The following is a 26,432-nucleotide window of genomic DNA, read 5'->3' as shown; positions in this document are numbered from 1 at the left end:
AATGCGTCGCGAAGGCGCATGGCACGGGCATTCGCGAGAAGCTGTGCTATCGTTACGTCATTCCGTCCGGTGACCCGATCGCACGCATGACATTCTTTTCGGTACTCCTCGCGCTGATCCTCGAGCAGGTGCGTGCGCTCTCCACGCAAAACCCGATCTACAACCTGATTCGCTCCCACGCGACGCACACCTCCCAATCGTTCGACGCGGGTCAACCGCGTCATGGCGTGCTGGCGTGGCTGGTCGTGGTGGTGCCGTTCGTGCTGGTGGTCGGCGTGGTCTATTACCTGCTCATGCGGGTGAACATCCTGCTGGGCTTTGCGTGGAACGTGCTGATCGTCTACCTGACGATGGGCTTTCGCCAGTTCAGCCACTACTTCACCGACATTCACGTCGCGCTCAACAACGACAACGTCAACGAAGCGCGCGAAATTCTCCGCCAGTGGATCGGTATCGACACGGTCGACATGCCGGTCGACGAGATCGTGCGTCATACGTTGCTGCACGCCGTGATTGCATCGCACCGCCACGTATTCGGCGTGTTCTTCTGGTTCCTCATCCCGATCGGCCCCGCAGGCGCCGTGCTGTACCGGTTGGCGGAATATCTGTCACGCCGCTGGACCGAGCCTGCCCCGGACCGCAGCCCGGCATTTGGCGCGTTTGCCCGTAAAGCCTTCTATGTGATCGATTGGGTGCCGGCCCGCATGACGGCCATCGGCTTTGCCATCGTCGGTAATTTCGAAGACGCCATCTACGCCTGGCGCCACTACGCCAAGCAGTGGCCGAACGAGAATGAGGGTATTTTGCTGGCCGCAGGCAGTGGTGCCTTGGGCGCCCGGTTGACCGGCCCGTTGGCAGAGGTCTCGAGCATCGATGCGCTCAATCAAGGTGATGATGCCGTGCTGCCCGTCGGTGGCGAATGCACGCCACGTACGCTTCAGGCTGCTGTCGGATTGGTGTGGCGTGCTGTCTTGCTGTGGATGCTGTTGCTCTTGCTGCTGACGCTCGCCGTCTGGCTCGGTTGAGGAGAACTGCGGGCGAACTGCGGACGAACGGCTATCCGTGAAAAAACCCCGCTTCGGCGGGGTTTTTCATTTCTCGGCATCGAGTCAGTTGCCCGACTCAATAGGGCACTTCCTGCTCCGACTCATGCACGAGTTGGGCATACAGGGCATGGCGTTGCTGGGAGATTCGGCCATCGGCAACAGCCGCGAGAATGGCGCAACCGGGCTCTTTCAGGTGGTGGCAGTTGTAGAAGCGGCAACCGGTGAGCAACGGACGGAATTCCGGAAACGCACGCTCGAGCACGCCCTCCTTGAGGTGGTGCAGGCCGAATTCCTGAAACCCCGGCGAGTCGATCAGCAGGCCACCGTCGGGGAGATGGAAAATCCGCGTGAACGTCGTCGTATGTTTGCCGGAATTGAGCACCGTCGAAATTTCACGCGTGGCCGCAGCGGCGTTGGGGACCAGCAGGTTCACCAGGCTCGACTTGCCCATCCCCGACTGCCCCAGCAGCAGCGAAGCCTTGTGCGCCAGTCGCGGCAGCAGCATCGCTTGGGCGGCCTCCGGATCGGCGCGTACCGACAACTCCAGCACTTCATAGCCCAACGCCCGGTAGGGCGCGAGACGCTCGCGTGCCGCCGGCAATGCGGCGGCGACGTCTGTCTTGTTGAGCACGACGAGCGGGTGCAGTTCGTTGGCCTCGGCGGCCACCAGTGCCCGGCCGAGCAGGTCTTCACTGAAATACGGTTCGGTGCCGAGCATGATCACCAACTGATCGATGTTCGACGCGAACAGCTTGCTTTTGAACTGATCCGAACGGTAGAGCAGATTACGGCGCGGCAGAATTTCTTCGATCACACCCTGATCGCCCGTGCGTGCCCAAGCCACTTCATCGCCCACGGCAATCTCGCTCTTTTTCCCCCGGGGGAAGCACAGCACCGTCTCGCCATCGTCGGCTTCGACCACGTAGTGTCGGCCGTGGGCGGCGGCGACCCGGCCGAGTCGGCGGGCTTCTGCGGTCGTGGCGGGCAGGGCCGCCTTCACTTTTGCGCCGCGCTTCATGCGTGCCCCAGCAGTCGGTCGATGCGCTGCGAGGCGGGCGGGTGTGAATAGTAGAACGCGGTGTAGACCGGATCGGGCGTGAGCGTCGACGCATTGTCCTGATACAGCTTCACCAACGCGTTGATGAGGTCGCTGGCTTGTGTCTGGCTGGCGGCGAACGCATCGGCTTCGAACTCGTGCTTGCGCGACGTGAGGCTGCTCAACGGGCTCGCGAAGAAGCCGAACACGGGCAACACCAGGAAGAAGAGCACCAGCGCGAGGGCGTTGTTGCTGCCCATCATCGACGGCATCACCCCCAGATCGGTGTAGAACCATGTGCGGCCGGTGAGCCAGCCGAGCAGGGCCAGGAACGCGAGCGAGAGGGCGAAGGCGACGACGAGACGCTTGGTGATATGGCGGCGCTTGAAGTGCCCCAACTCGTGGGCAAGCACGGCTTCGATTTCCGCAGGCGAGAGGCGCTCGATCAGCGTGTCGAAGAAGACGATCCGCTTGGCACGTCCGAACCCGCTGAAGTAGGCATTGCCGTGGGCCGAGCGCTTGGAGCCGTCCATGACGAACAGTCCACGTGCGGCGAAACCGCAGCGCTTCATCAATCCTTCGATGCGTTCGGCCAGCGAGACGTCCGCCAGCGGTTCGAACTTGTTGAACATCGGCGCGATGACGTGCGGGAAGATGAACTGCACGAACAGGTTGAAGGCAACCCACACGACCCAGGTGTACAGCCACCACAGCGGCCCGGCGCGCTCCATCAGCCACAGCACGACGAAGAGCAGCGGCAGACCCAGCACGACGCCAACGGCGGTGCCCTTGATCAGATCGACGATGAACAGCCCGATCGACATGCGATTGAAGCCGAACCGTTGCTCGATCACGAACTGGCGCACGTACGTGAACGGCAGATCGACGAGGCCGGAGATGAGCAGCACGGCGCCGATCAGCGAGATCTGGGCCAGATAACCGTCGCCCAGCCACTCGGTGATGCCGATATGCAGGAGGTTCAGGCCGCCGAGCAGCGTCAGTGCGACCAGCAGCACGGCCTGCGCGAAGATTTCGGCCATGCCGAGCCGCGTGCGGGCGACCGTATAGTCGGCCGCGCGCTGGTGATCGGTCAGCGTGATCGTGCCGGCGAAACGCTCGGGGACAGCGGCACGATGGGCGACCACGTGGCGGATCTGACGGGCCGCCAGCCACAACTTGGTCATGACCATGGCCAGCAGGAAGATCACGAAGAGATAAGTGAACATGCGCCTAAGAGGAAACTGAAGTATGCGAGAATTATAAGTTCTTTCGACCGGCCAGGCGCCTTACCGGTCGCCAACCGACGCGTTTTAAAGAGTCTTCCGATCATGTCTGCCATTCCGTCCCAAAATTCCGCATCTGCCGAAGGCGAAAAGACGCTCGCGCGTGCCGAGTTCAATCTGGTCTGGCTCGATATGGAAATGACCGGTTTGCAGCCGGATAGCGACCGTATCATCGAAGTCGCCGTCGTTGTGACCGATTCGGCACTGACGCGTCGCATCGAAGGCCCGGTTTTCGCGATCCATCAGTCCGACGCCGTGCTCGACGGTATGGACGACTGGAACAAGGGCACCCATGGCCGCTCGGGGCTGATCGATCGCGTCAAGGCGTCACTGATCGATGAAGCTTCGGCAGAATTGCAATTGATTGAGTTCCTGTCGCAGTACGTGCCGCCCAACAAGTCGCCGATGTGTGGCAATTCGATCTGCCAGGATCGCCGCTTCATGGCGCGTTACATGCCCAAGCTGGAAGCCTTCTTCCATTACCGCAATCTCGACGTCAGCACGCTCAAGGAGCTGTGCCGCCGCTGGGAGCCCACGGTGTACAAGGGTTTCAGCAAGCGCGCGGCGCATACCGCGCTGGCCGATATTCATGAGTCGATCGACGAACTCGTGTACTACCGCGAACATTTCCTGAAAACGACCGTGCCCGGTAGCGACGCGGCTGCCTGATCCATCTCAGTCACACGGCCAAACAAAAACGCCAGCGAAATGCTGGCGTTTTTTTATCGTGTTTTCCGTTGGAACGGTGAGGAGAATCCGTCGCAGCCCCATGTCGACGCAAGCCGACGCGGGCCGGCTCAGGCCGGCTTCGGCGCGCGAATGGCGGTTTTCGGGCGGAACGCCTTGCAAACGGCCTCATCGGTTTCGATGTACGGCCCGCCGATCAGGTCGATGCAATACGGCACGGCGGCAAAAATGCCCGGCACGATCGACTTGCCGTCGGCATCGCGCAGACCTTCCAGCGTCTCTTTGATCGACTTCGGCTGACCCGGCAGATTGATGATGAGCGCGGCGTGCGCCGGTGTTTCGCGGATCACGGCGACCTGACGCGACAGAATCGCCGTCGGCACGAAGCGCAGGCTGATCTGGCGCATCTGCTCGCCAAAACCCGGCATCTCTTTCGTGCCGGCACGCAGCGTCGCCTCGGGCGTCACATCGCGACGTGCCGGGCCGGTGCCGCCGGTGGTGAGCACCAGATCGCACTGCATCGTGTCGATGAGTTCGATCAATGTGGCAGTGATGCCATCGGCGTCATCGGGAATCAGGCGCGTCTCGGCCACCCACGGCGACGTCAGGGCGCTGCCGAGCCAGGCCTGCAATGCCGGAATGCCCTGATCTTCATACGTGCCCTGACTGGCGCGGTCGCTGATCGAGACCAGCCCGACGCGCAGCTCATCCGGATGCGCGCGCGTGATCATCGATCGTCCTCACGCACCGGGAATTCCGGCAGATCGTCATCGGCGTCGTCCGACTTGTCGCTGCTGTCCGCGCTGCTGGACAGCAAATCCTTGAGCGCTTGAAACAGCTCGCGGAAGGCCTTGGGCGGCTTTTGTGCGGCTTGCTCGCGGCGGGCGTTGCGAATGAGGGTGCGAAGGTGCTGGCCATCGACGTCCGGGTGCTGGGCGAGCAGTTCCGTCAGCGCCTCGTCCTTGGCGAGCAGGCGATCGCGCCAGCGCTCAAGGGCGTGCAGCTTGGCGGTTTCGGCTTTCGACACGCCATTGATCACGTCGAGGGCGCGCTGGATAGCTTCGACTTCAGACTCATCGAGCGAGCGCATGACCTTGCCGACGTACTGCATCTGACGGCGGCGGCCCTCATGCGCAGTGATCTTGCGGCAGTCGCGCACGGCTTGATCGAGTTTTTCGGACATGGGGACGCGCGCCAGCGCGTCTTTGGACAGGTTGACCAGTTCTGCGCCAAGATCCTGCAACGCGTGCGACTCGCGCTTGCGCTGGGATTTACTCGGACCTTCGTAGAGAAGTTCGGACTCGGCGGGTTGGTTATTGCGGTGATTGTGCGTCATGGGCGCTATTGTAACGCGGCTCACGCCGTCCAAATAGTTGCAACCCCCTCGTACGACGGTACGGAAGTCGCGCTAAGATGGCGGTTCCTATTCAGCTACTGACCCAATCGCGCCGATGTCCCAAGCGACCCAGCACTTCACGCATACCCAGGATCAACTCAAGGAAATCGTCAGCGACGTACTGCAATACGCCCGTTCGCTAGGCGCTACCGACGCGGCCGCCGAGATTTCCGAGGGCGACGGCCTGTCGGTCTCGGTGCGGCGCGGCAAGGTCGAGACCATCGAGCGCAATCGCGACAAGCTCGTCGGCGTGTCGGTGTTCATCGGCCAGCGCCGTGGCAATGCCAGCACCTCGGACTTCTCGCGCAAAGCGCTGCACGACACGGTCGACGCCGCTTTCAATATCGCCCGATTCACCGCAGAAGACGACTGTGCGGGCCTCGCCGAGGCAGAACTGCTCGAAACACACCCGCAGGACCTGTCGCTATTCCATCCGTGGCGCATCACGGCTGACGACGCCGTCGAACTCGCTCGCCGCGCGGAAAAGAGCGCGCTCGACGTGAGCCCGCTCATCCGCAACTCGGAAGGGGCGAGCGTTTCGGCGCAGCATTCCCAGTTCCTGCTCGGCACTACGCGCGGGTTCCTGTCGGGTTACCCGTATTCGCGTCACTATCTGTCGGTCTCGCCGATTGCGGGCTCCGGCAGCCACATGCAACGTGACGACTGGTACACGTCCAAGCGCGCCGCCGAAGATCTGGCGTCGCCGGAAGCCGTGGGCCGTTACGCCGCCGAACGTGCGTTGGCGCGCCTGCATGCTCGCAAGCTCTCGACCCGCAAGTGCGCAGTGCTGTTCGAGGCACCGCTCGCCGCCGGTCTGCTGGGCGCCTTCGTGCAGGGCGTGAGCGGTGGCGCGTTGTATCGCAAAGCCACGTTCCTCGTCGACACGCTGGGCAAGCCGGTGTTTGCCGATCACGTGGGTATTCATGAAGACCCGCACGTGCCGCGCGCGATGGGCAGTGCCCCGTACGACGAAGAGGGTGTGAAAACCCGCGCCCGCGACGTGGTCACCGATGGGGTGGTGCAAGGTTACTTCCTCTCGACGTACTCGGCACGCAAGCTCGGTATGCAGACGACCGGTAACGCCGGCGGCTCGCACAACCTGCGGATGTATAGCAAGCTCACCGCGCCGGCCGACGATTTCCGCGCCATGCTCCGTAAGCTCGGCACGGGCCTGCTGGTCACGGAACTGATGGGGCAGGGCGTGAACTACGTGACGGGCGATTATTCGCGTGGCGCGTCGGGTTTCTGGGTGGAGAACGGCGAAATCCAGTACCCGGTGGAAGAAATCACGCTGGCCGGCAACCTGAACGACATGTTCCGTCAGATCGTCGCCATCGGTGCCGACACGCTCGTGCGTGGCACCAAAGAGGTGGGGTCAATCCTGATTGAACAAATGACCATTGCCGGTCATTGATGCTGCGAAATCTCATTCTGGCGCCACAAACGCGTTGCATTTATGCGCCAGGACGGGGCAAAAACCCAATTGCCGTGTCCGTTCGCGATAGTTTGCGTTATCCTTAGGGGTTTTCTTAAGCCATGGTTTAAGAACGAATACGGTAGTTAGGGTAATGGGCGCGCTCACAAGGCGCGCCTTCTCATAACTAGAGACTAGGTATTGGAGGAAGAGCACTCATGAAAAGCACCATGACCAAGTTGCTGGCTGCACTTGTCGCCACGGGGATGGTGGCTGCGGCCCACGCAGCCGATCTGAAGATCGGCGTGGCCGAAGCACTGTCGGGCGGCGCTGCGCAATATGGCGCGGCCATCAAGAACGGTTTCCAGCTCGCGGCTGACGAGATCAATGCCGCCGGCGGCGTCAATGGCAACAAACTTGTACTGCAAGTCGAAGACGAGCAAGGCAAGAAGGAAGAAGCGATCAACGTTTTCAAGAAGCTGATCTTCCAGGACAAGGTGCTGATGGTGTTCGGCCCCACGCTGTCGAACTCGGCACAGGCTGCCGATCCGATCGCGCAAGCCGGCAAGACGGTCGCCTTCGGCACGTCGAACACGGCTGACGGCATCACGTCGATCGGCGATTTCATCTTCCGTAACTCGGTGACCGAAGCCGACGTGCTGCCGGAGACCATCAAGGTCGCGGCCAAGCACGCGGGCATCAAGAAGGTCGCGGTGCTGTACGGCAACGACGACGTGTTCACCAAGAGCGGCTACGACAACTTCAAGAAGGCGCTGGAAGACCTGAAGATCCCGGTCACGACGACCGAGACGTTCGCCAAGGGCGACGTGGACTTCAAGGCGCAGCTCACGAAGATCAAGGCCAGCAACCCGGACGCCATCGTGCTGTCGGCACTGATCGCTGAAGGCGCGCCGATCATGGTGCAGGCCCGTCAACTGGGTATCAACGTGCCGTTCATCGGCGGCAACGGCATGAACTCGGTCAAGGTGTTCGATTTGGCCAAGGGCAGCTCGGATGGCCTGTGGGTGGGTAGCCCGTGGTCGATCGAGAACAACACGCCGGCCAACACCAAGTTCATCGCAGCCTACAAGGCCAAGTACTCGGTGTCGCCGGACCAGTTCGCTGCGCAAGCCTACGACGCCATGTACATCGCCGCTGGCGCGCTCAAGAACGTGAAGATCTCGGGCAATCTGGACGCCGACCGCAAGGCACTGCGCGACGCGCTGCCGAGCGTGACGCACGAAGGCGCGACCGGTGCTTTCGCGTTCCGCCAGGCAATGGGCAAGAACGGCAAGCCGGCTGGCTATGACGCAAAACAAGCGCCGATCGTCAGCGTGACGAAGGGCAGCAAGTACGTCATCGAGAAGTAAGCAGCCCGGCAGTACTTGAAGAAGTCCGCATGGGCGTAGGGCCGAAAGGCGCTACGCCCATCGGCGTTTCTGGCGCATGCCGCGCCCCCTCTCGGCAGGCGTCTTCGTCCCTCAGGCTGGAATACACACCATGCTGGAACAGCAACTCGTCAACGCGCTCTCCCTCGGGTGCGTGTACGCCTTGTTCGCGCTCGGGTTCACACTCGTGTTCGGCATTCTCGGCGTCATCAATCTCTCGCACGGCGCGGTCTTCATGGTCGGCGCGTACGCCGCCCTTCAGGCTGTCGCACGTCTGCATCTGCCGCTGTGGGCGGCCATCATCACGGCGGTGATCGTCAGCGGTCTGCTCGGGCTGCTCATCGACGTGCTCGTGCTCAAGCCGCTGCGCAAGCGCGGTGCGCCTCACCTGATTCCGATGATCGCCACCATCGGCGTGGGCATTCTGCTCAACAACGGTATTCAGGGCATCTTCGGTGCAGAGAACCTGCGCTTCCCGTACGAATTGGTTCCGCAAGACACCCTCACGGTGGCCGGCGTGCACATGACCGTGCTGGAACTGGTGATCATCTTCGTCTCGTTCGCACTGATGGCGCTGCTCATCACCACGATCAAGAAGACGCAACTGGGCCGCGCGTTGCGCGCGATTGCCGAGTCGCCGAAGGCCGCTTACCTGCTGGGCATCAACGTCGAAGGCCTGTTCCTCGCGACGTCGTTTGCGGCAGCCGGGCTGGGCGGTATGGCCGGCGTGCTGATCGGGCTGTACTCGAACGCGGTGTTCCCGCTGATGGGCCAGCCGATGCTGCACAAGGGCATCGCGGTGATCATTCTGGGCGGCATGGGCGACATTCGCGGCGCGATGATCGGTGGCCTGTTCCTCGGGTTTGCCGAGGTGATGTCGGTGGCCTATATCGGCTCGAACATGCGCGACGCCGTGGCGTTCGGCTTGTTGTTCCTGATCCTGTTGGTGCGTCCGCAGGGGTTGTTCGGCAAAGTGCTCGAACGCAAAGCGTAATTACGGGGGCGCAATGGACTGGTTCAATAATTTCTGGGCGGTGTACAGCAATTTGGTGCTGACGTTGGGCACCAATGCGCTGCTGGCGCTGTCGATTTACCTCACGCTCTCGTGCGGCATGCTCGCGATGGCGAATGCGGCGTTCATGGGCATTGGCGCTTACACGGCGGCACTGTTGACGATGAACTACGAGATGCCTTTCGCGGTGTCGCTCGCCGGTGGCATGGCCGCACCGGCACTCGTCGCGTTCATCATCGGCAAGCCGACGCTGCGCCTGTCGGGTGTGTATCTGGCGATGGCCACGCTCGGCTTCGGCGAAGTCGTGCGTGTGCTGATCCTGAACACCGAAGACCTGACCGGCGGCGCGCTCGGCCTGAACGGCATCCCGCAACTCACGCAGTGGTGGCATGTGGCCGGCGCCGTGGTGATCACGCTGGCCGTGCTGTGGCGTCTGCGCCGCTCCAAGATCGGCCGTGCGTTCGAAGCCATCAAGGAAGACGAGACGGCGGCGGGCCTCATGGGCATCAACGTCACCGGTTACAAGATGCTGGCGTTCGTGCTGGGTGCCGTGCTGGCGGGTCTGGCCGGTGCACTCAATGCGCATCTGACGTTCTTCATCGGCCCGAACGAGTACGGCTTCGATCGTGGCGTGGAGATTCTGACGATGGCAATTCTCGGCGGTATCAACGGTCTCGTGGGCCCGGTGCTCGGCAGCACGATCCTGACGCTGTTGCCGGAGATGCTGCGCGCGTTCAACGATTTCCGTCTTGTGGTCAACGGGCTGATTCTGGTGCTGATCGTGTTGTTCCTGCCCAAGGGCATCTGGGACCCGACACGTTTTCGCCGGTGGTTCCGCGCCGGCAAGACGCGTTCGGCCTCTTCCACGTAAGCGGACAGGGGATACGACATGCTCAAGCTGACTAATATTTCCAAGCGATTCGGCGGCCTGCACGTATTGCAGGACGTGAATATCGAGGTGCCACAGGGCACCATCTTCGGGTTGATCGGACCGAACGGCGCCGGCAAGACGACGGTGTTCAACCTGATCACCGGCCTGTTGCAGCCGACCGGCGGCAGCATCACGTTCAACGGCGAGAGTCTGGTGGGGCAGAAGCCGCACAAGATCACGCAACGCGGCATTGCCCGCACGTTCCAGAACATCCGCATCTTCAAGGAGATGACGCTGATCGAGAACGTGGTGGTGGGGATGCACCGCCATCTCACGTACGGACCGGCCGGGTTGCTGCTCTCGCTGCCGGGCTTTCGCGATATGGAGAAGCGCTCGCGCGAACGTGCGCACGAGTTGCTCTCGTGGGTGAAGCTCGATCACAAGGCGTACGACATCGCCGACAACCTGTCGTACGGCGATCAGCGCAAGCTCGAACTTGCCCGCGCGCTGGCAACCGAGCCGAAGCTGTTGCTGCTCGACGAGCCGGTGGCCGGCATGAACACGGGTGAAAAGGTCGATCTCATGAGCGAGATCGAGAACATCAAGGCGCGCGGTTACACGATCTTCATGATCGAGCACGACATGCGTTTCGTGATGGGCCTGTGCGAGCGTATCGCGGTGCTGAACTTCGGCCGCATCATCGCCGAAGGCAACCCGGACGAGATCAAGAACAACCCGCAAGTGATCGAGGCTTATCTGGGCCGCGATGACGATGAAGATATCGCCGCACTCGCAGCCAGCGGGGAGGACAAGGTATGAGCGCATTGCTCGAAGTGAAGGGCCTGAAGGTGGGCTATGGGCACATCGAGGCCGTGAAGGGCGTCGATTTCTCGTTGCGCGAACACGAGATCACCTCGCTCGTGGGCGCCAACGGGGCGGGCAAGTCGACGACGTTGCTCGCGCTGTCCGGTCTGATCAAGAAGCAAGGCGGCACGATTGTGTTCGAAGGCGAGGACATCGGTGGTCTGGCCCCGAACAAGATCGTGCAGCGCGGGCTGGTGCAGGTGGCCGAAGGCCGTGCCACGCTCACGACGATGTCGGTGCGCGAGAACCTTGAGCTCGGGGCGTACACGCGCCGCGACCGGCAGAACATCAAGGCGGACTTCGACAAGGTGCTGGAGCGATTCCCGCGTCTGTCGGAGCGCCTTGAGCAGATGGCCGGCAACTTGTCGGGCGGCGAGCAGCAGATGCTGGCGATCGGCCGTGCGTTGATGGCGCGTCCGCGGTTGCTGCTGCTCGACGAGCCGTCGATGGGGCTGGCGCCGATCATCGTGCAGGGCATTTTCAACACGCTCAAGGAAATCAACGCCGACGGGCTGACAATCTTCCTTGTGGAGCAGAACGTGCGTCAGGCGCTGAAGATCGCGCAACACGGCTACGTGCTTGAGACCGGTAAGGTTGTGCTCGACGACACCGGTCGCAATCTGCTCAACAACCCGCGTGTGCTGGAGGCGTATTTGGGCGGTTGATGCGACGGGGCACGGGGCATGGGGCGTTTGCCCCGTCCCCCATGCTCGGGTGGCACCGATATGACGTCGATCTCTCGTCGTCGGTTGGATGGCCACGTCAGCGGCATCGACGGTGGGTGAAACACCCGCCGTCGATGCCGTTTTCATATTGTTCGGCGCTGACGGGAGCGAGGGCGGCGACGGGTAACGGATCGCGTGCCGTGCCGCTAAGGGTAAGGAAAGGCGATTGCCTGTGTGCCAATTGGCAGCCAACCAGAATTGGTGCATGCTGCGTGAAAACGGGCAGAAAGGACATTCATGGACGGCTTTCTCATGGAGCGTGCGTCGCGTGCGCAACTAGCGTTCGCTGGCTGTCTGGCGCTCGTCATTCTCTGCGCACTCGTGCTCACTGCCCCGCAGGCGACGTCGCCGTTGCCGGCCGTGGCGCCGTTCCTGCCGATGTGCGGGCTGACCGTCTTCACGACGGCCACTATCGTCTCGTTTCTCCTCGCCGCACAATTCCAAGTCAGCCGCTTGCCCGTCTACGGGTTGCTGGCAGGTGCCTACGCCTTCGCCGCACTCACCGTGGCCATGCAGTTGCTGACCTATCCGGGGCTGTTTTCGCCGCAGGGCCTGTTCGGCGCCCGCCCGAGCACGTCCGGCTGGATCTGGGTGTTCTGGCACGCCGGTTTCCCCATTTTGGTGCTCGTCGCGATGGTCTCGCGGCGTCTGTTCACACCGCAGTCGATCACGCAGTTACCGCCGCCCGGGCGGGCCACATGGATGTTCGTCGGCCTGCCGCTCATCGTGGCGGCGCTGCTGTGTCTGACGGCCCTTGCCGTACCGCTGCCGCCGGCGCTGGCCCCGGCGACCGCTCCCGGCGATTTCTCCGATAGCGGTGCCGCGTTCGTCCTGCTGCTGCTGAATCTGGCGGCGCTTGGCGGCGTGCTGTCGTTGGGGCGCCTGCGCACGGTGCTCGACGTATGGGTAGCCCTTGCCGTGCTCGCCTGCGTGACCGATACGCTCCTCAGTCTGATGAGCACGGTGCGCTTCTCGCTGGGCTGGTATCTGGCGCGCTTGTTCAGCATGTCGGCACCGGGACTGCTCGTTTGTGTATTGGTATGGGAAGTGACGCGGCTCTATCGCGAGTTGACGCGTGCGCACCTGCGCCTGATCGAATACAGCAATCGAGACGCGCTGACCGGCATCTTCAACCGTCGTTATTTCAACGAACGGTTTCCCCACGATTTCGAATTGGCCCGCCGTACCGCACGGCCGTTGTCGCTACTGATGGTCGACGTCGATCACTTCAAGAAATACAACGATCTGTACGGTCACCCGGTAGGCGACGAGTGTCTGGAAAATGTGGCCGTGGCGCTCATGCGGGCGACCCATCGCCCGACGGATCTGGTGGCGCGCTATGGCGGCGAGGAGTTCGTGATCGTGTTGCCGGACACCGACGTGAACGGTGCGCAGTTCGTGGCGACGCGCGTGACAGAGAGTGTTCGTGCGCTGGCGCGACCCGGCCCCGGCCCGCTCGGTTATGTGACGGTGAGTGTCGGTTGCGCGACCCACGTGCCGAAAGCGAACGACGCCAGTGACACGCCGGAGCGCCTGATCGCGCAGGCCGACGGGGCGCTCTATGCGGCAAAACGTCTCGGACGCGACCGCATTCATATAGCGGTACGCGTTGACGACAGCGCGGGCAATTCAGGGAGTACTGGGAGCGAGGGAAGTGCCGCCAACCCAGCCATCGACGCGCAGCGCGGCAACCTTAGCGCGTGATGGCTGAATGGGGCGATGAAGCAGTGAAGCGATGAACCGATAAGGGGAGTGGCGTCAAACAGAGGCACCAACGCCCGCGTCAAACCCGCTCGTAGGTCACGAATGCGTAGTTGAAGTCATTCGGTGCCGGCGAGTGGTGCGTTTCACGCGCCGTCTCGCGCCATTGCCCGGCGGCCAACGCCGGGAAGTGCGCGTCACCGTCGAACGCCTTCGCGATTTCCGTGACGATCACCTTGTCGGCGCTCGGCAGCGCCTCGGCATACAACTGCGCGCCGCCAATCAGACAAATCTCTTCCGCACCGACACACAGCCGCATCGCGTCGATCAGCGATCCTGCCACCTCGCAACCCTCGATCTTCAGGTCGGCATTGCGCGACACCACGATGTTGCGGCGTCCCGGCAACGGACGGCCGATCGAATCGTACGTCTTGCGGCCCATCACGACCGGCTTGCCGAGCGTGGTGCGTTTGAAGTGCGCGAGATCTTCCGGCAGGCGCCACGGCAATTGATTGTCGCGCCCGATCACGCCGTTCTCGGCGCGGGCTACCACCAGTGTCAACAAAGTCATACGGCCACCGGTGCCTTGATATGCGGATGCGCTTCGTATCCGACGATATGAAAATCTTCGTAGCGGTAATCGAAGATGGAGTCCGGCTTGCGCGAGATTTCGAGCTTCGGCAGCGGGAACGGTTCGCGGGCGAGCTGCGTGCGCACCTGTTCGAGGTGATTGTTGTACAGATGGCAATCGCCACCGGTCCAGATAAAGTCGCCGACTTCCAGCCCGGTCTGCTGCGCCATCATGTGCGTGAGCAACGCATAGCTCGCAATGTTGAACGGCACGCCGAGGAAGATATCGGCACTGCGTTGATACAACTGACACGACAGCTTGCCGTCCGCCACATAGAACTGGAAGAACGCGTGGCAGGGCGGCAGCGCCATGCGCGGAATCTCGCTCACGTTCCACGCCGAGACGATCAGGCGGCGCGAGTCGGGGTTCTTGCGAATCTGGTCGACCAACTGGGTGATCTGGTCGATGTGACTGCCGTCCGGCGTCGGCCACGAGCGCCATTGGGCGCCGTAGACGGGGCCAAGCTCACCGTCCGCATCGGCCCATTCATTCCAGATCGACACACCGTTTTCCTGAAGGTAGCGCACGTTCGTGCTGCCCTGAAGGAACCACAGCAGTTCGTGCACGATGGACTTGGTGTGCACCTTTTTGGTCGTGACGAGCGGGAACCCGGCCTGCAAGTCGAAGCGCATCTGATAGCCGAAGACCGAGCGCGTGCCCGTGCCGGTGCGATCGGTCTTTTCGGTGCCATGGTCGAGCACATGGCGCATGAAGTCGAGGTACTGTTTCATAAGTCCATCCGTTTTGGCGGATTTTACCAGCCTCCGGGTGACGGTGTCCCCGAAGTGGTCGCCGCAAACGCCACCGGGTGCCGCACGGTGAGCCGCAGGCCCACGCGCTCGCCCGGTTCATGGGTCAGATCGCCATCGACGCGGGCGATGATTTCATGCCCCGAGGCGAGGCGCAGGGTATAGAGCTGATCGGCCCCGCGAAACGCCCGCCGCACGAGCGTGGCCTCGAACGGACTCGCCGGGTCGTGCGTAATGTCGTCGGCCCGCAACAGCACATCGACGGCAAACGGCGTTTCTCCCGATGCCGAACGCTGCAACTGCGCCGCCAGCGCAGGCGTGGTGGCGATTTCTCCGATTTCGAGAGCGATGCTGCCCGCCTCGCCATGCTCACCGCGCTCACTATTCCCGCCATGCTGTCGAAACGACCCCGGTACCAGCGTGCCGCGACCGATAAAGTCGGCCACCACGCGGTTGGCGGGTGTCTGCCACAACGCACGGGCCGGTGACCATTGTGCAATGGCGCCCGCGTGCATCACCCCGATCCGGTCGGCCATGGCGAAGGCTTCGTGCTGATCGTGCGTGACGAGAATGGCCGTGGCACCACTGGCGCGAATGATTTCGCGCACTTCCACGGCAAGGCGTTCGCGCAAGTCGAGATCCAGATTCGAGAATGGCTCGTCGAGCAGCAGCAGGGCTGGCGAAGGCGCGAGTGCGCGGGCGAGCGCCACACGCTGCTGCTGGCCGCCAGAGAGCTCGTGCGGATACTTGCGTAACGCCCCGGCAAGGCCGACGCGCTCGGCGAGGTCTTCCACCCGCGAATTTCGCTCGCCACGCGGCATGCGTCCCAGCCCGAAACCGATGTTCTGGGCCACGTTCAGATGCGGGAACAACGCGTAATCCTGAAACACCACACCGACGTGCCGGCGTTCAGGAGGTTCGCTGGCCTGCGCGTTGGCGACTTCGTGGCCGTCGAGCACGATACGTCCGCCGCCCAGCGGCTCGAATCCGCACACGGCGCGCAGCACCGTGGTCTTGCCGCAGCCCGACGGGCCGAGCAGGCAGCCGATTTCTCCACGCGCAAGCGACAGCGACAGATCACGCACGGCCGTGTGGGCATGGCCGGCGGTGTCGTACGTGACGGTGATGTGATCGAGCAGCAGGTAGGGCAGAGACATGAAGGGCGAGGGGCTCAGGAGGAAAACAACACAGACGCGCAGACAATCGCGACGCCAGTTATCCGGGCAAATTATCGGGGCAAATCGTCCGGGCAAATCATCAAGCCGAAATCGCGCCCCATGCGTGCCGGGCACTTTCCGCCAACCCGGGCGTCAGAGACGCGATTGCGAATGCGTATAATTTACAGCACGTTTAGACCGGTGAACGTCTGCCGGTTCCCTCACGGGGCGGGCATCGGCATCTGTGCTGACCGTGCCACGTGTCCCATACGTTCCGATTGATCCGTCAACCGACCCACTGAATTCGATTTGCCGATGCCCTCGACGCCCCCGCCGCGCGCCGCTTCCGACCTCGCCCAACGCACCCACGGGCCGACTGCCGACCGGGAGAACCGTTCGATTGACGGGGCTGCGGCATCCGCTGCGGTATCGACTGCCATCGTTGACGAGGCCCCGAGTGCACCGCGCGTCGCACGTCTGCGTCTGGGCCACGGCAAAGGGGTATGGCAGCTCGCCGCCTGGCTGCCGGCGCTGGTCGTCCTCGTCCCGATGTTCGGCATCGTGGCCGCGCTGGGCGCCGGGGATGCCAACACGCGGGCCATCCTGTTGCACATGCTCGACACGGTCTTGCCCGAGTACGCGCTGAATTCGCTGCGCATTTCGCTGGCCGTGGCCGTCGGCGTGCTGGTGATGGGCGTGTCGAGTGCGTGGCTCGTCGTGCACTACGCGTTCCCCGGGCGGCGTGTGCTGGCATGGGCGCTGATTCTGCCGCTCGCCATGCCGGCCTACGTCACGGCCTACGCCTATACCGACTTCCTCCAGTTTTCCGGCCCGGTGCAAACGGCGCTGCGTCGGGCGCTGGGCGTCGACCGCCTGAGCGCATTCCCCGAGATCCGCTCGTGGTACGGCGCGGCGTGGGTCTTCGCCGGGGCGTTCTATCCCTATGTGTATCTGCTGGCGCGCACGGCGTTCCTCGACCATAGCCAGCGCTTCCTCGAAGCGGCCCGCACGCTGGGCTGCACCCCGTGGCAGGCGTTCTGGCGCGTGGCGTTGCCGCTGGCGCGGCCGGCGCTGGTGGCGGCCGTGGCCCTCGTCCTCATGGAGACGCTCGCCGACTACGGTGCCGTCGCCTACTTCGGGGTGCCCACGTTCACGACCGGCATTTATCGTGCGTGGCTGTCGATGGGCGACCGCGTTGCCGCCGCGCAGCTTTCGGTCTGTCTGCTGGCCGCCGTGCTGGTACTGCTGATGCTGGAGGCGCGCGGCCGCGCACGCCTGCGCTACTACGGGGCTCCGGGCCGGGCACCGACTACGGCGCGCCGCACGGTGCTCAGGGGCGGACGCGGCTGGCTGGCCACCCTCGTCTGCGTGTTGCCGCTGGTCATCGGTTTCCTTCTCCCGGCGGTCATCATGCTTCGGCTGGCGGTCTCGGAACTCGATCAGGTGCCGTGGTCGCGCTATGGAGAATGGGTCTACAACACCGTGCGGCTGGCGGGCGCGGCGGCGTTGGTGGCGAGCGTCTTCGCGATCGTGCTCGGCTACGCGCAGCGGCAGGCCCCGGGCCGGGCCACGCGGGCGGCGGTACGCCTCGTCGGCGTGGGCTATGCGATTCCGGGCGCGGTGATCGCACTCGGTATCCTCACACCCGTGCTGCGGGTAGACACCTGGCTTGGCGACCTGTTCGGTGCAGACGGTCTGGTGCTGGCGGGCACGGCCGGCGTGCTGATCTATGCCTATCTCGTGCGATTCCTGCCCGCCGCCTTGCAAAGTGTGGACGCAGGCTTCGCCAGAATTTCCCCCAATCTCGACGCCAGTTCGCGCAGTCTCGGCGTGGGCGGCTGGGCCATGCTGCGGCGCGTGCATCTGCCGTTGCTGCGCGGCAGTGTGCTGACGGCCGCGCTGCTCGTCTTTGTCGACGTCATGAAAGAGCTGCCCGCCACGCTGGCGCTGCGGCCCTTCAATATGGACACGCTCGCCGTGGTCACGAGTCATCTGGCCGCCGACGAACGGCTGGCCGAGGCCGCCGTGCCGGCCCTCACGCTCGTGGCCGTCGGCTTGCTGCCGGTGCTGGTGCTGGCCAGGGCGATCGCCCGGCGTGCTTGAAAAATACTGAAACGTTTAACAGTTGCCGCTGCGATAGCGCCGCACTATAGTCGAATCAGACCCGGCAACGTTACCGGGGAGACTGAGCGTCAACAAAATGATTGCGATCGTCATTTGCAAATGTTGGCTGTTCATGGCCATGGCGTCGGCACCGCCGCCTGAGGCATCGTTCAACACGGCAGACGGCGGCTGGAGTGCCGTTCTGGTGTCCGGAGCGATGCGTTAGCGGCGCCTGGGAGGGACCGGCACCGGCTTACCGAGACGGACGCTTGGGCGTCCGGCGGACTCTCGCAACCTGGCGTCTTGCCGTACCTTCCATCCCCCCGACTCACCGTTTCGCGCCGCAACCGTCAACTCAGTGCAAGGCGTCGCAGCGGGGCTTCAGTGTTGTTTTCATGTACCGGCGAACCGGGGGAAAGCGGTATCGAAGTGGCGTTTTTACCCCTTGCGTCGCACAATCGCGGTCAATGCAGTGCCTTCGGGAGACTGGCATGGCGCTTTGGCGGATCGATCTGGTGTCGCTGCGTCTGTTCGTTGCCGTTTGCGAGGAAAGCAGCATTGCCCGCGCCGCCGAGCGCGAGTTCATCGCCCCATCGGCGGTCAGCAAGCGCATCAACGATCTGGAGTCGCTGGTTGGCTCCGCGCTGCTGCAACGGCACAAGTGGGGGGTGCGCGCCACGCCGGCCGGCGAAGCGCTGCTTCACCACGCGCGCAATGTGCTGCGCAGCCTCGAGAAGATGCAGGGCGACTTGTCCGAATACACCAGCGGTGTGCGCGGCCACATTCGCATCTTTGCCAATGTGTCGTCCATCGTCGAGACGTTGCCCGATGAACTCGGCGCGTTCCTGCGCCGCCACGAGGGCGTGAAGGTCGATCTCGAAGAGCACACCAGCGCGCAGGTGGTGCGCGGCGTGGCAGAAGGGGCGACCGACATCGGCATCTGCTGGGACGCTGTCGACACGCGCGACGTCGAAGTCTTCCCCTACCGGCACGACCAGATCGTGGCCGTCCTGCATCGGGAGCATTCGCTCGCCAATGCCAGCCAGCTGGCCTTCACCGAAACGCTCGACTTCGACCACATCGGCGTGCATCCCGATAGCGCCATGTACACCGTCCTGCGGCGCATCGCGGCCGAGCAGGGCAAGACTGTCAAATTCCGCATTCACGTATCGACGTTCGAGGCCGTGTGCCGCATGGTGCGCGCCAACCTCGGCATGGCCGTGGCGCCGCGCGAGGCGGTGGGCGTCTACTCGCAGGTACCGGACGGCGAAGCGCTGCGCGTGGTGCCGCTCACCGACAGCTGGGCGCAACGGCGGCTAATCGTGTGCGTTCGGCGTTACGACGCGTTGCCGGTGGCGTCACGCATGCTGGTGGATCACCTCTGCGCGCGCGGGAGTACAGAGACATCGTGAACGGCGATGTCTGGCATGCCGAAACACATCTTGTCGCCGCCACCCTGGCGGCGGATGCTCTGGGAGCCGATAGCGATTCTGGCCGACGAGCCGGAGCGCGCCTGCGTCCCGATCCCACGGGAGGAGACTCGCGATGACACAAAGTGAAGCGCGCCGCGTGCGCGATGTAGTGGGCCGTCTGGTGCTTGTGCTTGCCCTGATGGCACTCGGCCTCATAGCGTTGAGCCTGAGCAGTACGGCGCGCGCCGCACCGGCCCAGCCGCTGGAAAAACCCAAGATCACCATCGCCGTGGGCGGCAAGCCCGGGCTCTATTACCTGCCCCTGACCATCGCCGAGCAACTTGGCTACTTCAAGGACGAGGGGCTTGACGTCACCATTGACGATTTCGCGGGCGGCTCCAAAGCGTTGCAGGCGGTCGTGGGCGGCAGTGCCGACATCGGCACCGGGGCCTTCGAACATACCTTGCTGATGCAGACCAAGGGGCTGACGTATCAATCGTTCGTTGTACTTGGCGCTGCACCCCAACTGGTGCTTGGCGTCGTGAAAAGCCACAACAACGACGTCAAGTCCGTGAAGGATCTGAAGGGCATGCGCATCGGCGTGAGTGCCCCCGGCTCCAGCACGCACATGCTGGTCAATGTGGCGCTCGCCAAGGCGGGCCTCAAGCCGTCTGACGTGTCCATCGTCGGTGTCGGTACCAATGCCACCGTGGTGGCGGCCGCGCGCGGCGGGCAAGTCGACGCGGTGTCCAACGTCGATCCGATGATGACGCTGCTTCAGGAGTCGGGCGACATCAAGGTACTGATCGACACGCGCACGCAGGCAGGCACGCGTGCCATGTTCGGCGGACCGATGCCGGCGGCCGTGATGTATGCGCCGCAAAGCTTCATCCAGAAGAACCCCCGCACGGTTCAGGCGCTGGCCAACGCCATCGTACGTGCCGACAAGTGGCTGCAACACGCGTCGGCGGCCGAACTGCTCAAGACCGTGCCGGAACCTTATCTGCTGGGGGACAAGACGCTTTACCTGAAGGCTTTCGCGAACTGCCGCGAAGCGTTTTCGCCCGACGGCCTGATGCCGGCCGATGGTCCTGCCACCGCGTTGCGTGCGCTGGCGTCGTTCACGCCGGAGGTCAAGCCGGCGCAGATTCGTCTCGGCGATACCTGGACCAACACTTTTGCCACGCAGGCGAATCGCCAGTACCCCTGACGAACGCGCGTTTAGACGTCATGCCCTCGAAATTCAGCCGCCGCTACGTCTCCGAGGCCCGATTTGGGCACGGAACTTGCGATCCGAACGGGTGACCCGATGCGGGAACATTCCAGGAGCGATCACATGCAAACCACTGTGCGACTGACCGGACGTGTGCTTTGGTTGAGCGACAGCGCCGAGGCGATGACGCGGCAATTGGCGGGCGAGGATCTGACGCGCGCCGACGCCGGCACGCTGCGTGACCAGATTTCCACCGACGAAATGACCCCGGCGTGGGCGTGTCTCACTTTCGACGACACGCTGGGTGACTACGTTTATGTCGGATTGCGATGCAGTGATGGCGATGCCGATCCGACGGGCGTTTTCCCCGTCAAGCCGAAATCGGTGCGCTCGGGTGGCTTTGCGTTGTCGGTCTCCGGCACGCGGCGGGGCAAGGGGTCGTCGCGTGAAGCGAGTCCGTTTGCCGAGTGGTGCGCGGGCATCCGGCTCGTGATTGCCGACAGTCTGGAGCGCATTTATGCGCAGAATTGCCAGAACCTGGGCTTGCTGACGTCGACCGATCAATCGCTTGTCGAGCGTCTGCTCGCGGGGGAAGAGCTTCCCGTCGAGGCGTTTCTGGAAGACTGCGACGTGCTTGGCGAAGCCATCGTGCGTAGCGGCGGGTTGTTCGGCTACACACGGCGGCGGCTGGCAGGAGAGGTCGTGCCGCCGCGCCCCGCGCATGCGCCGGGCCCCATGACGTATGGCGAGAAGATCATCGCCCGTGCGCTGGGTGTTGCGCGTGTTCGCGCGGGGGACGCCGTCTTCGTGCCCGCCGACTGGCGCTTTTCCCACGAATACGTCACGCCGATGGCCGTGAGTTTTCTGCATCACGCATTCGAGGGGGCCGGTGCCGATACGCCGTCGCTGCACGACCCGGCATCGATTCTCTGCTTTGAAGATCACTTGACGCATCTCGACGCGATGACGGGCGGCAATCGGCCGCCGGCGCTGATTGAGGCCGCGCATCAACTCGGTGCGGTGCAACGCGACTTCTGCGCGAAACATCAATTGCGTCTGCACGGCCGCATACCCGGGGGTGGCTCCGAAGGCATTTGCCACGCCATCATGCTGGAGCGCTATGCGTTGCCGGGGCAGGTGATTGTCGGCACCGATTCGCACACGCCGCACTGCGGTGCCATCGGCGCGTTTGCTTTCGGTGTCGGAGCGACGGAAATGGCCAATGCGTGGCTCACGGGCGATGCACGGCTGGTTGTGCCGGGCACATGCCTTGTGCAGCTTCGCGCGCAGTTGCCGGCCGGTGTGGGCGCCAAGGATCTCGCACTGCACGTGCTGCATCTGCCCTACATCCGCGACGGCCGTGCTATTGGCCAGATCATCGAGTTTGCAGGCGAAGCGGTGGCGCATCTGTCGACCGACGAGCGCGCGACGCTGACCAACATGGTGGCCGAGATCGGCGGCCTCACGGGCCTTGTGGTGCCCGACGCCGAGACGGTCCGGTATCTGAACGAACGGCGCGGGTCGGCGATGGCGCTCGAACCGTGGATGACGAACGACGCGCAGGCGTCATATGCCCACGTCATCGAGATCGACTGCGCACGCGTGGGCGCGATGGTGGCCAGCCCTGGCGATCCGGGCAACGGCGTCGCCCTCAACGCGCTGGCGGCGCCCGTGCGCATCGACATCGCCTATGGCGGCTCGTGCACCGGCAGCAAGCGAGACGATCTGCGTGCTTGTCACGACGTGCTCGCCTGGGGATTGTCGCGTGGCATGCATGTGGCCGACGGCGTGCGGTTCTACCTGCAATACGGCAGCGAGGACGTGCGCACGTGGTGCGAGTCGCAGGGCTACACCCGAGTGTTCGAAGCGGCCGGTGTCACGTTGTTGTCGCCCGGTTGCGGCGCTTGCGTGAACGCAGGCCCCGGGGCGTCGAGCAACGCAAGCGACGTGGTGATCAGCGCACAGAATCGGAATTTCCCGGGACGCTCGGGCCCCGGCCAGATGTGGCTCGGCAGTCCGGCGACCGTTGCGGCGAGCGCGCTGGCGGGCTACATCGTCGGCTTCGATCAATTGCAACGCAACGCCCGCGGCGTACCGCCCGCGCGCCTCGCGTCGAACCATCCGGCAGGCGGGCACTTACCCGCGCGCTAGACAAGGCGCCCCGCATGGCCCGGTTGTCCGGCGATGTGCGGCGCAGTAGAGGAGGCAGCACATGCAGGATGCCGTTCGCGCGACGCCAATGCCACTGCAAGGCATCCGCGTGGTGGAGTTCTCTCATATGGTGATGGGCCCGACGTGCGGCATGGTGCTGGGCGATCTCGGCGCCGACGTCATCAAGATCGAGCCGGTAAGCGGTGACGCCACACGCCGGCTGCTCGGCACTGGTGCGGGGTTCTTTCGCACGTTCAACCGCAACAAGCGCAGTCTGGCCGTCGATGTCACGCGTCCGGAAGGGCGGGAGTTGATGCTGCGGCTCGTGGGCACGGCCGACGTGGTGACAGAAAACTTCAAACCGGGACGCATGCGGCAGATCGGGCTCGACTATGCCACGCTCGCGCGGCTCAACCCCGCGCTGGTCTATGTCTCGCTCAAGGGGTTTCTGCCGGGACCGTACGCCGCGCGCACGGCACTCGACGAAGTCGTGCAGATGATGGCCGGACTGGCGTATATGACGGGGCCGCCCGGGCAGCCGTTACGCGCTGGTGCATCGGTGAACGACATCATGGGTGGTGTGTTCGGCGCACTGGCGGCGCTCGCGGCGCTTTACGAGCGCAAGACCACGGGGCGTGGTCAGGAAGTGCAGGGCGCGCTCTTCGAGAACTGCGTCTTGCTCGCGGCGCAGCACATGCAGCAGTACGCCGTCACGGGCGTGGCGCCAGCGCCGATGCCGGCACGCGTCTCGGCATGGGGCATCTACGACGTATTTACGGCGCGCGATGGCGTGCAGATCTTTCTGGCGGTGGTGAGCGATACGCAGTGGCGCATTTTCTGCGACGTCTTCGGGCGCAGCGATCTGGCCGACGATGTGAGGCTCGCCACCAACAATGACCGTGTGCTCGCGCGCGACTGGCTGATGCCACTGCTGCGCGAGATGGTGCAGGGCTACGACGCCGATTACCTGTCGGCCGCGTTCGAGCGCCACGGCTTGCCGTTCGCGCCCATCGTCACGCCGCAGGCGTTGTTCGACGACCCGCATCTGCAAGCGAGCGGCGGCCTGGGCGAGTTGACCACCGATGACGGTGAGCACACAGCCGTGCCTCTGCTGCCAATCACCATGGCGGGGCAGCGGCTGCCGGCGCGCATGCCATTGCCTGCGGTCGGCGAGCACACCGGCGAGATTCTGCGCGAGATCGGATATCGCGACGTGCAGATTGCCCGCTTGCTGGCGGAGGGCGTGATTGCGTGGCCGTCGGGCGCTCCCGGAGATGAGGGGCATGACGGGCATTCGGACGGACAGGCGACGAGGTCAGCCACCGCTGATGCCAGCGGCGGGATGGCATCGACAGTCGGCAGCACGGCGACGAATTCAGACAAGTCCGAGGGCGAATGAGGGTTCGTCTGGTTGCGGGCGGAGGGTGAGGCGCGATACGGTAGCAGGCAGTTGCTTTTCGACACTTGGCGATATGCCGATACGCCGAGTTGCCGACGTGCCGACGTGCCGATAGGCTGATACGCCAGACTACCGACGTGCGGACGCGTTGATGTGTGGATCGTCGCGTCGTGCGTTGGCCGGATCGTCGCCCGATAACCCTACTGTCGCTACCCCATGACCGCCTCTCAAGATGCGCCGCTGGCCGGCGTTACCGTACTGGATCTCACCCGTTTGCTCCCCGGTCCGCTGGCCGGCCTGCGTCTCGCAGAGATGGGCGCGCACGTCATCAAGATCGAAGACACCGGCGCGGGTGACTATGCCCGCGAGATGATGCTGCGCGAGGGAGAGGCACCGCCCAGTGCGTTCTGGCGGTTGCTCAATCGCGGCAAATCGGTGGAGCGGCTCGATCTCAAGCAAGCCGCCGATCGCGCGGTGTTTCTCGAACACGTGGCACGCGCCGACGTGCTGCTTGAAGGCTTTCGTCCCGGCGTGATGGACCGGCTCGGGTTTGGCTTTGAGACGCTTGCCAAACATCGCCCATCGCTCGTGATGGCGTCGATCAGCGGTTACGGACAGCAGGGACCGCTGGCGCAGGCAGCGGGTCACGACATCAACTACATCGGTTACGCAGGTGTGCTCGATCAGCTATGTGATGCGAGCGATGCGCCGATCGTGCCGAACTTCCAGATCGGCGATTTGTTCGGCGGTGCGCAGGCCTGCGTCGAAGCGGTGCTGGCAGCGCTTTTTGCTGCACTACGGACCGGGCGTGGGCGGTGGCTCGACGTGTCGATGACGCACGAAGTCTTTCGCGCCAATCTGGTACCGGCCGTGGCGGTGCATCGACAGGGGCGCGCTGCGCGTGCGGGTGAAGACCTGCTCAATGGCGGCGTGCCGTGCTATCAGGTGTATCGCACGAAGGACGGGCGGTACATGGCGGTTGGCGCACTCGAACTCAAATTCTGGCAGACGTTGTGTGACGTGCTGGATCGCCCCGGATGGAGAGACCGGCACTGGATGCTCGGGCAGCCGGTCGGCGGCGACGATGCCCGCGCCTTGCAGGCCGAGTTGGCGGCGGTGTTTGCAAGCGCGTCGCAAGCTGACTGGACGGCTCGGTTTGCGAACGCCGATTGCTGTGTCACACCGGTGCTGAGACTCGAAGAGGCGATGGCGCATCCGTTGTTTGCCGGGGCGGCGGATGTGCTGAGGGCCTGAGGCGATGGCGTTACCGAATGTCACAAAATTCCGTAGCGTCGTGGCGCAACACCGTCCATTGATCGCGTAGAGTCGTCGCTTGCCGATCACAACCCGCCCATGATTCGATTGCCTGACTTCGACACCCTGCGCAAGACACGTCGCCTGGCCTGCGTCGTTGCGATGACCTCGCTGTGTGGCGCCTGCGCGTCGTATCAGGAGTCCCCTGTCGATCACGGCAAGGTGCGCTCCACGTCAATGACGACGGCCGACCTTGCGCAGACCGACATCAACCGTATGGCGACCCTCGGCATGCGGGCCAATCTCGAGAGTCTCTACCTGCTGGCCGACAAGCTCTACAAGCGCAACCCGCGCGAATGGCGCAAGAGCGGTGCCGCCACGCAAGCGCAAGCGATGGCGCAACTGCGTGCGGCGGTCGAAGGGCGGCGCAATCTGGCTGAGTTGAAAGACTTGCGTGACGTCAGGGCGCTGTCGCGCTCCCTCGATCCGGCGTTTGATGGCGATCGCGTGGCCGCCTTCGTCTTCAGCTTGTCGGACACGATCATCACGGCGCACGGCGGCAGCACGGTGTTCTATCTGAGCGACGGTCTCGATGCGCAGCGTATCTACAACGCCGCGCGCAATGTGGAAATCGCCGCGTGGCTGCTGGCCAGCCGTCGCGATCTGGCCGGACGGCCGCTGCTGCTCGCTAATGAAGTGGCCGATGTGACCAACGTGAGCTTCGAGCGTGAATTCGGCAAGATCATCGGCCGGCTGGATCTGCTCGCCGAGATGCTTGACGAGAAGTACCGGCGGGCAGGCATCGGCTATGTGCAAAACCTGCTCGGTGCGCAGTTTCTTCAGTTCCTGCCGGTGAGGTAGCGGTGGTTGGCAGTGGCATCTCGGAGATGTGCCTCATAGGCTGCGATAAATAGGCGAATGCTGTATATTTGCACAGTGT

At 63.8% G+C, this 26,432-nt stretch carries 23 protein-coding genes; 16 read left to right on the top strand and 7 right to left on the bottom strand.

Annotation, left to right across the window (positions count from 1 at the left end; genetic code table 11):
- The first annotated feature begins 86 nt into the window (after positions 1–86).
- Positions 87–1,025 carry a CobD/CbiB family protein gene (locus CDV46_RS13670; protein WP_058379476.1) on the top strand — a complete coding sequence of 313 codons (939 nt, stop codon included), beginning with the start codon at positions 87–89 and terminating at the stop codon, positions 1,023–1,025.
- Between the two features lie 97 nt (positions 1,026–1,122).
- Here the strand turns inward: CDV46_RS13670 and rsgA are convergent, their stop codons facing one another.
- Positions 1,123–2,064 (bottom strand): ribosome small subunit-dependent GTPase A, encoded by a 942-nt coding sequence (rsgA, locus tag CDV46_RS13665; protein ID WP_087723020.1) that lies wholly within the window; start codon positions 2,062–2,064, stop codon positions 1,123–1,125.
- A complete protein-coding gene (locus CDV46_RS13660; protein WP_087723019.1) occupies positions 2,061–3,308 on the bottom strand; it encodes a M48 family metallopeptidase in 1,248 nt (415 codons plus the stop codon). The genes rsgA and CDV46_RS13660 overlap by 4 nt, the downstream gene beginning before the upstream one ends.
- A gap of 102 nt (positions 3,309–3,410) precedes the next feature.
- On the opposite strand from CDV46_RS13660, the gene orn reads away from it, so the two are divergent.
- Positions 3,411–4,034, top strand: a complete 624-nt coding sequence (gene orn, locus CDV46_RS13655) for an oligoribonuclease (protein WP_087723017.1) — start codon at positions 3,411–3,413, stop codon at positions 4,032–4,034.
- A gap of 128 nt (positions 4,035–4,162) precedes the next feature.
- Here orn and mog read toward each other — a convergent pair whose 3' ends face one another.
- Positions 4,163–4,783, bottom strand: coding sequence for a molybdopterin adenylyltransferase (mog, locus tag CDV46_RS13650; protein WP_087723015.1), 621 nt, complete (start codon positions 4,781–4,783; stop codon positions 4,163–4,165).
- A complete protein-coding gene (yjgA, locus tag CDV46_RS13645; protein ID WP_087688279.1) occupies positions 4,780–5,388 on the bottom strand; it encodes a ribosome biogenesis factor YjgA in 609 nt (202 codons plus the stop codon). Before yjgA ends, mog begins: the two co-directional genes overlap by 4 nt.
- 115 nt (positions 5,389–5,503) lie before the next feature.
- On the opposite strand from yjgA, the gene pmbA reads away from it, so the two are divergent.
- The 7 genes from pmbA to CDV46_RS13610 all read left to right on the top strand — a co-directional run bounded on the left by pmbA (position 5,504) and on the right by CDV46_RS13610 (position 13,426).
- Entirely contained in the window at positions 5,504–6,862 is a 1,359-nt protein-coding gene (gene pmbA / locus CDV46_RS13640; protein ID WP_087723013.1) for a metalloprotease PmbA, read from the top strand.
- A gap of 218 nt (positions 6,863–7,080) precedes the next feature.
- Positions 7,081–8,232 (top strand): ABC transporter substrate-binding protein, encoded by a 1,152-nt coding sequence (locus CDV46_RS13635; protein WP_087688277.1) that lies wholly within the window; start codon positions 7,081–7,083, stop codon positions 8,230–8,232.
- Between the two features lie 130 nt (positions 8,233–8,362).
- Positions 8,363–9,244 (top strand): branched-chain amino acid ABC transporter permease, encoded by an 882-nt coding sequence (locus CDV46_RS13630; protein ID WP_058379468.1) that lies wholly within the window; start codon positions 8,363–8,365, stop codon positions 9,242–9,244.
- A gap of 13 nt (positions 9,245–9,257) precedes the next feature.
- Positions 9,258–10,133 (top strand): branched-chain amino acid ABC transporter permease, encoded by an 876-nt coding sequence (locus CDV46_RS13625; protein WP_058379467.1) that lies wholly within the window; start codon positions 9,258–9,260, stop codon positions 10,131–10,133.
- 18 nt (positions 10,134–10,151) lie between these two features.
- On the top strand, positions 10,152–10,952 hold the full coding sequence (locus tag CDV46_RS13620) for an ABC transporter ATP-binding protein (protein ID WP_087723011.1): 801 nt from the start codon (positions 10,152–10,154) through the stop codon (positions 10,950–10,952).
- The gene (locus tag CDV46_RS13615; protein WP_087688276.1) at positions 10,949–11,662 is read left to right on the top strand and encodes an ABC transporter ATP-binding protein; all 714 of its coding nucleotides are present in this window, start codon (positions 10,949–10,951) and stop codon (positions 11,660–11,662) included. Before CDV46_RS13620 ends, CDV46_RS13615 begins: the two co-directional genes overlap by 4 nt.
- Before the next feature lie 297 nt (positions 11,663–11,959).
- On the top strand, positions 11,960–13,426 hold the full coding sequence (locus CDV46_RS13610; RefSeq protein ID WP_087723009.1) for a sensor domain-containing diguanylate cyclase: 1,467 nt from the start codon (positions 11,960–11,962) through the stop codon (positions 13,424–13,426).
- A 79-nt stretch (positions 13,427–13,505) separates the two neighbouring features.
- Here the strand turns inward: CDV46_RS13610 and CDV46_RS13605 are convergent, their stop codons facing one another.
- Genes CDV46_RS13605 through CDV46_RS13595 form a run of 3 tightly spaced genes read right to left on the bottom strand, consistent with a single transcriptional unit; the run spans position 13,506 to position 15,960 of the window.
- Positions 13,506–13,994, bottom strand: coding sequence for a dihydrofolate reductase (locus CDV46_RS13605; protein WP_087688274.1), 489 nt, complete (start codon positions 13,992–13,994; stop codon positions 13,506–13,508).
- Entirely contained in the window at positions 13,991–14,785 is a 795-nt protein-coding gene (locus tag CDV46_RS13600) for a thymidylate synthase (protein ID WP_058379463.1), read from the bottom strand. The genes CDV46_RS13605 and CDV46_RS13600 overlap by 4 nt, the downstream gene beginning before the upstream one ends.
- A 23-nt stretch (positions 14,786–14,808) precedes the next feature.
- Positions 14,809–15,960 carry an ABC transporter ATP-binding protein gene (locus CDV46_RS13595; RefSeq protein WP_087688273.1) on the bottom strand — a complete coding sequence of 384 codons (1,152 nt, stop codon included), beginning with the start codon at positions 15,958–15,960 and terminating at the stop codon, positions 14,809–14,811.
- Positions 15,961–16,275: 315 nt separating this feature from the next.
- Between CDV46_RS13595 and CDV46_RS13590 the strand changes: the two genes are divergently transcribed.
- From CDV46_RS13590 to CDV46_RS13560, 7 genes are all read left to right on the top strand, one after another.
- Positions 16,276–18,063, top strand: coding sequence for an ABC transporter permease (locus CDV46_RS13590; protein WP_087723007.1), 1,788 nt, complete (start codon positions 16,276–16,278; stop codon positions 18,061–18,063).
- A 491-nt stretch (positions 18,064–18,554) separates the two neighbouring features.
- Positions 18,555–19,475, top strand: coding sequence for a LysR substrate-binding domain-containing protein (locus CDV46_RS13585; protein WP_087688271.1), 921 nt, complete (start codon positions 18,555–18,557; stop codon positions 19,473–19,475).
- Between the two features lie 133 nt (positions 19,476–19,608).
- The gene (locus CDV46_RS13580; protein WP_087688270.1) at positions 19,609–20,685 is read left to right on the top strand and encodes an ABC transporter substrate-binding protein; all 1,077 of its coding nucleotides are present in this window, start codon (positions 19,609–19,611) and stop codon (positions 20,683–20,685) included.
- 126 nt (positions 20,686–20,811) lie between these two features.
- Positions 20,812–22,839, top strand: a complete 2,028-nt coding sequence (locus tag CDV46_RS13575) for an aconitase family protein (RefSeq protein WP_087723005.1) — start codon at positions 20,812–20,814, stop codon at positions 22,837–22,839.
- A gap of 61 nt (positions 22,840–22,900) precedes the next feature.
- Entirely contained in the window at positions 22,901–24,238 is a 1,338-nt protein-coding gene (locus CDV46_RS13570) for a CaiB/BaiF CoA transferase family protein (RefSeq protein ID WP_254916044.1), read from the top strand.
- Positions 24,239–24,454: 216 nt separating this feature from the next.
- Positions 24,455–25,492, top strand: a complete 1,038-nt coding sequence (locus tag CDV46_RS13565) for a CaiB/BaiF CoA transferase family protein (protein ID WP_087723003.1) — start codon at positions 24,455–24,457, stop codon at positions 25,490–25,492.
- A gap of 99 nt (positions 25,493–25,591) precedes the next feature.
- Complete coding sequence (locus CDV46_RS13560) at positions 25,592–26,353, top strand: hypothetical protein (protein WP_369597107.1); 762 nt, start codon at positions 25,592–25,594, stop codon at positions 26,351–26,353.
- The last annotated feature ends 79 nt before the right edge of the window (positions 26,354–26,432 follow it).

This window comes from Pandoraea sp. PE-S2T-3 (genome assembly GCF_002179965.1).
Classification (GTDB): Bacteria; Pseudomonadota; Gammaproteobacteria; order Burkholderiales; family Burkholderiaceae; genus Pandoraea.
This window is presented reverse-complemented; position numbering and strand designations above follow the sequence as displayed.

What these genes read in the sequence shown, in the direction of transcription:
- CDV46_RS13670 (WP_058379476.1), top strand. Translation starts at nt 87, where the DNA reads ATGACATTCTTTTCGGTACTCCTCGCGCTGATCCTCGAGCAGGTGCGT.
- rsgA (WP_087723020.1), bottom strand. Translation starts at nt 2,064, where the DNA reads ATGAAGCGCGGCGCAAAAGTGAAGGCGGCCCTGCCCGCCACGACCGCA.
- CDV46_RS13660 (WP_087723019.1), bottom strand. Translation starts at nt 3,308, where the DNA reads ATGTTCACTTATCTCTTCGTGATCTTCCTGCTGGCCATGGTCATGACC.
- orn (WP_087723017.1), top strand. Translation starts at nt 3,411, where the DNA reads ATGTCTGCCATTCCGTCCCAAAATTCCGCATCTGCCGAAGGCGAAAAG.
- mog (WP_087723015.1), bottom strand. Translation starts at nt 4,783, where the DNA reads ATGATCACGCGCGCGCATCCGGATGAGCTGCGCGTCGGGCTGGTCTCG.
- yjgA (WP_087688279.1), bottom strand. Translation starts at nt 5,388, where the DNA reads ATGACGCACAATCACCGCAATAACCAACCCGCCGAGTCCGAACTTCTC.
- pmbA (WP_087723013.1), top strand. Translation starts at nt 5,504, where the DNA reads ATGTCCCAAGCGACCCAGCACTTCACGCATACCCAGGATCAACTCAAG.
- CDV46_RS13635 (WP_087688277.1), top strand. Translation starts at nt 7,081, where the DNA reads ATGAAAAGCACCATGACCAAGTTGCTGGCTGCACTTGTCGCCACGGGG.
- CDV46_RS13630 (WP_058379468.1), top strand. Translation starts at nt 8,363, where the DNA reads ATGCTGGAACAGCAACTCGTCAACGCGCTCTCCCTCGGGTGCGTGTAC.
- CDV46_RS13625 (WP_058379467.1), top strand. Translation starts at nt 9,258, where the DNA reads ATGGACTGGTTCAATAATTTCTGGGCGGTGTACAGCAATTTGGTGCTG.
- CDV46_RS13620 (WP_087723011.1), top strand. Translation starts at nt 10,152, where the DNA reads ATGCTCAAGCTGACTAATATTTCCAAGCGATTCGGCGGCCTGCACGTA.
- CDV46_RS13615 (WP_087688276.1), top strand. Translation starts at nt 10,949, where the DNA reads ATGAGCGCATTGCTCGAAGTGAAGGGCCTGAAGGTGGGCTATGGGCAC.
- CDV46_RS13610 (WP_087723009.1), top strand. Translation starts at nt 11,960, where the DNA reads ATGGACGGCTTTCTCATGGAGCGTGCGTCGCGTGCGCAACTAGCGTTC.
- CDV46_RS13605 (WP_087688274.1), bottom strand. Translation starts at nt 13,994, where the DNA reads ATGACTTTGTTGACACTGGTGGTAGCCCGCGCCGAGAACGGCGTGATC.
- CDV46_RS13600 (WP_058379463.1), bottom strand. Translation starts at nt 14,785, where the DNA reads ATGAAACAGTACCTCGACTTCATGCGCCATGTGCTCGACCATGGCACC.
- CDV46_RS13595 (WP_087688273.1), bottom strand. Translation starts at nt 15,960, where the DNA reads ATGTCTCTGCCCTACCTGCTGCTCGATCACATCACCGTCACGTACGAC.
- CDV46_RS13590 (WP_087723007.1), top strand. Translation starts at nt 16,276, where the DNA reads ATGCCCTCGACGCCCCCGCCGCGCGCCGCTTCCGACCTCGCCCAACGC.
- CDV46_RS13585 (WP_087688271.1), top strand. Translation starts at nt 18,555, where the DNA reads ATGGCGCTTTGGCGGATCGATCTGGTGTCGCTGCGTCTGTTCGTTGCC.
- CDV46_RS13580 (WP_087688270.1), top strand. Translation starts at nt 19,609, where the DNA reads ATGACACAAAGTGAAGCGCGCCGCGTGCGCGATGTAGTGGGCCGTCTG.
- CDV46_RS13575 (WP_087723005.1), top strand. Translation starts at nt 20,812, where the DNA reads ATGCAAACCACTGTGCGACTGACCGGACGTGTGCTTTGGTTGAGCGAC.
- CDV46_RS13570 (WP_254916044.1), top strand. Translation starts at nt 22,901, where the DNA reads ATGCAGGATGCCGTTCGCGCGACGCCAATGCCACTGCAAGGCATCCGC.
- CDV46_RS13565 (WP_087723003.1), top strand. Translation starts at nt 24,455, where the DNA reads ATGACCGCCTCTCAAGATGCGCCGCTGGCCGGCGTTACCGTACTGGAT.
- CDV46_RS13560 (WP_369597107.1), top strand. Translation starts at nt 25,592, where the DNA reads ATGATTCGATTGCCTGACTTCGACACCCTGCGCAAGACACGTCGCCTG.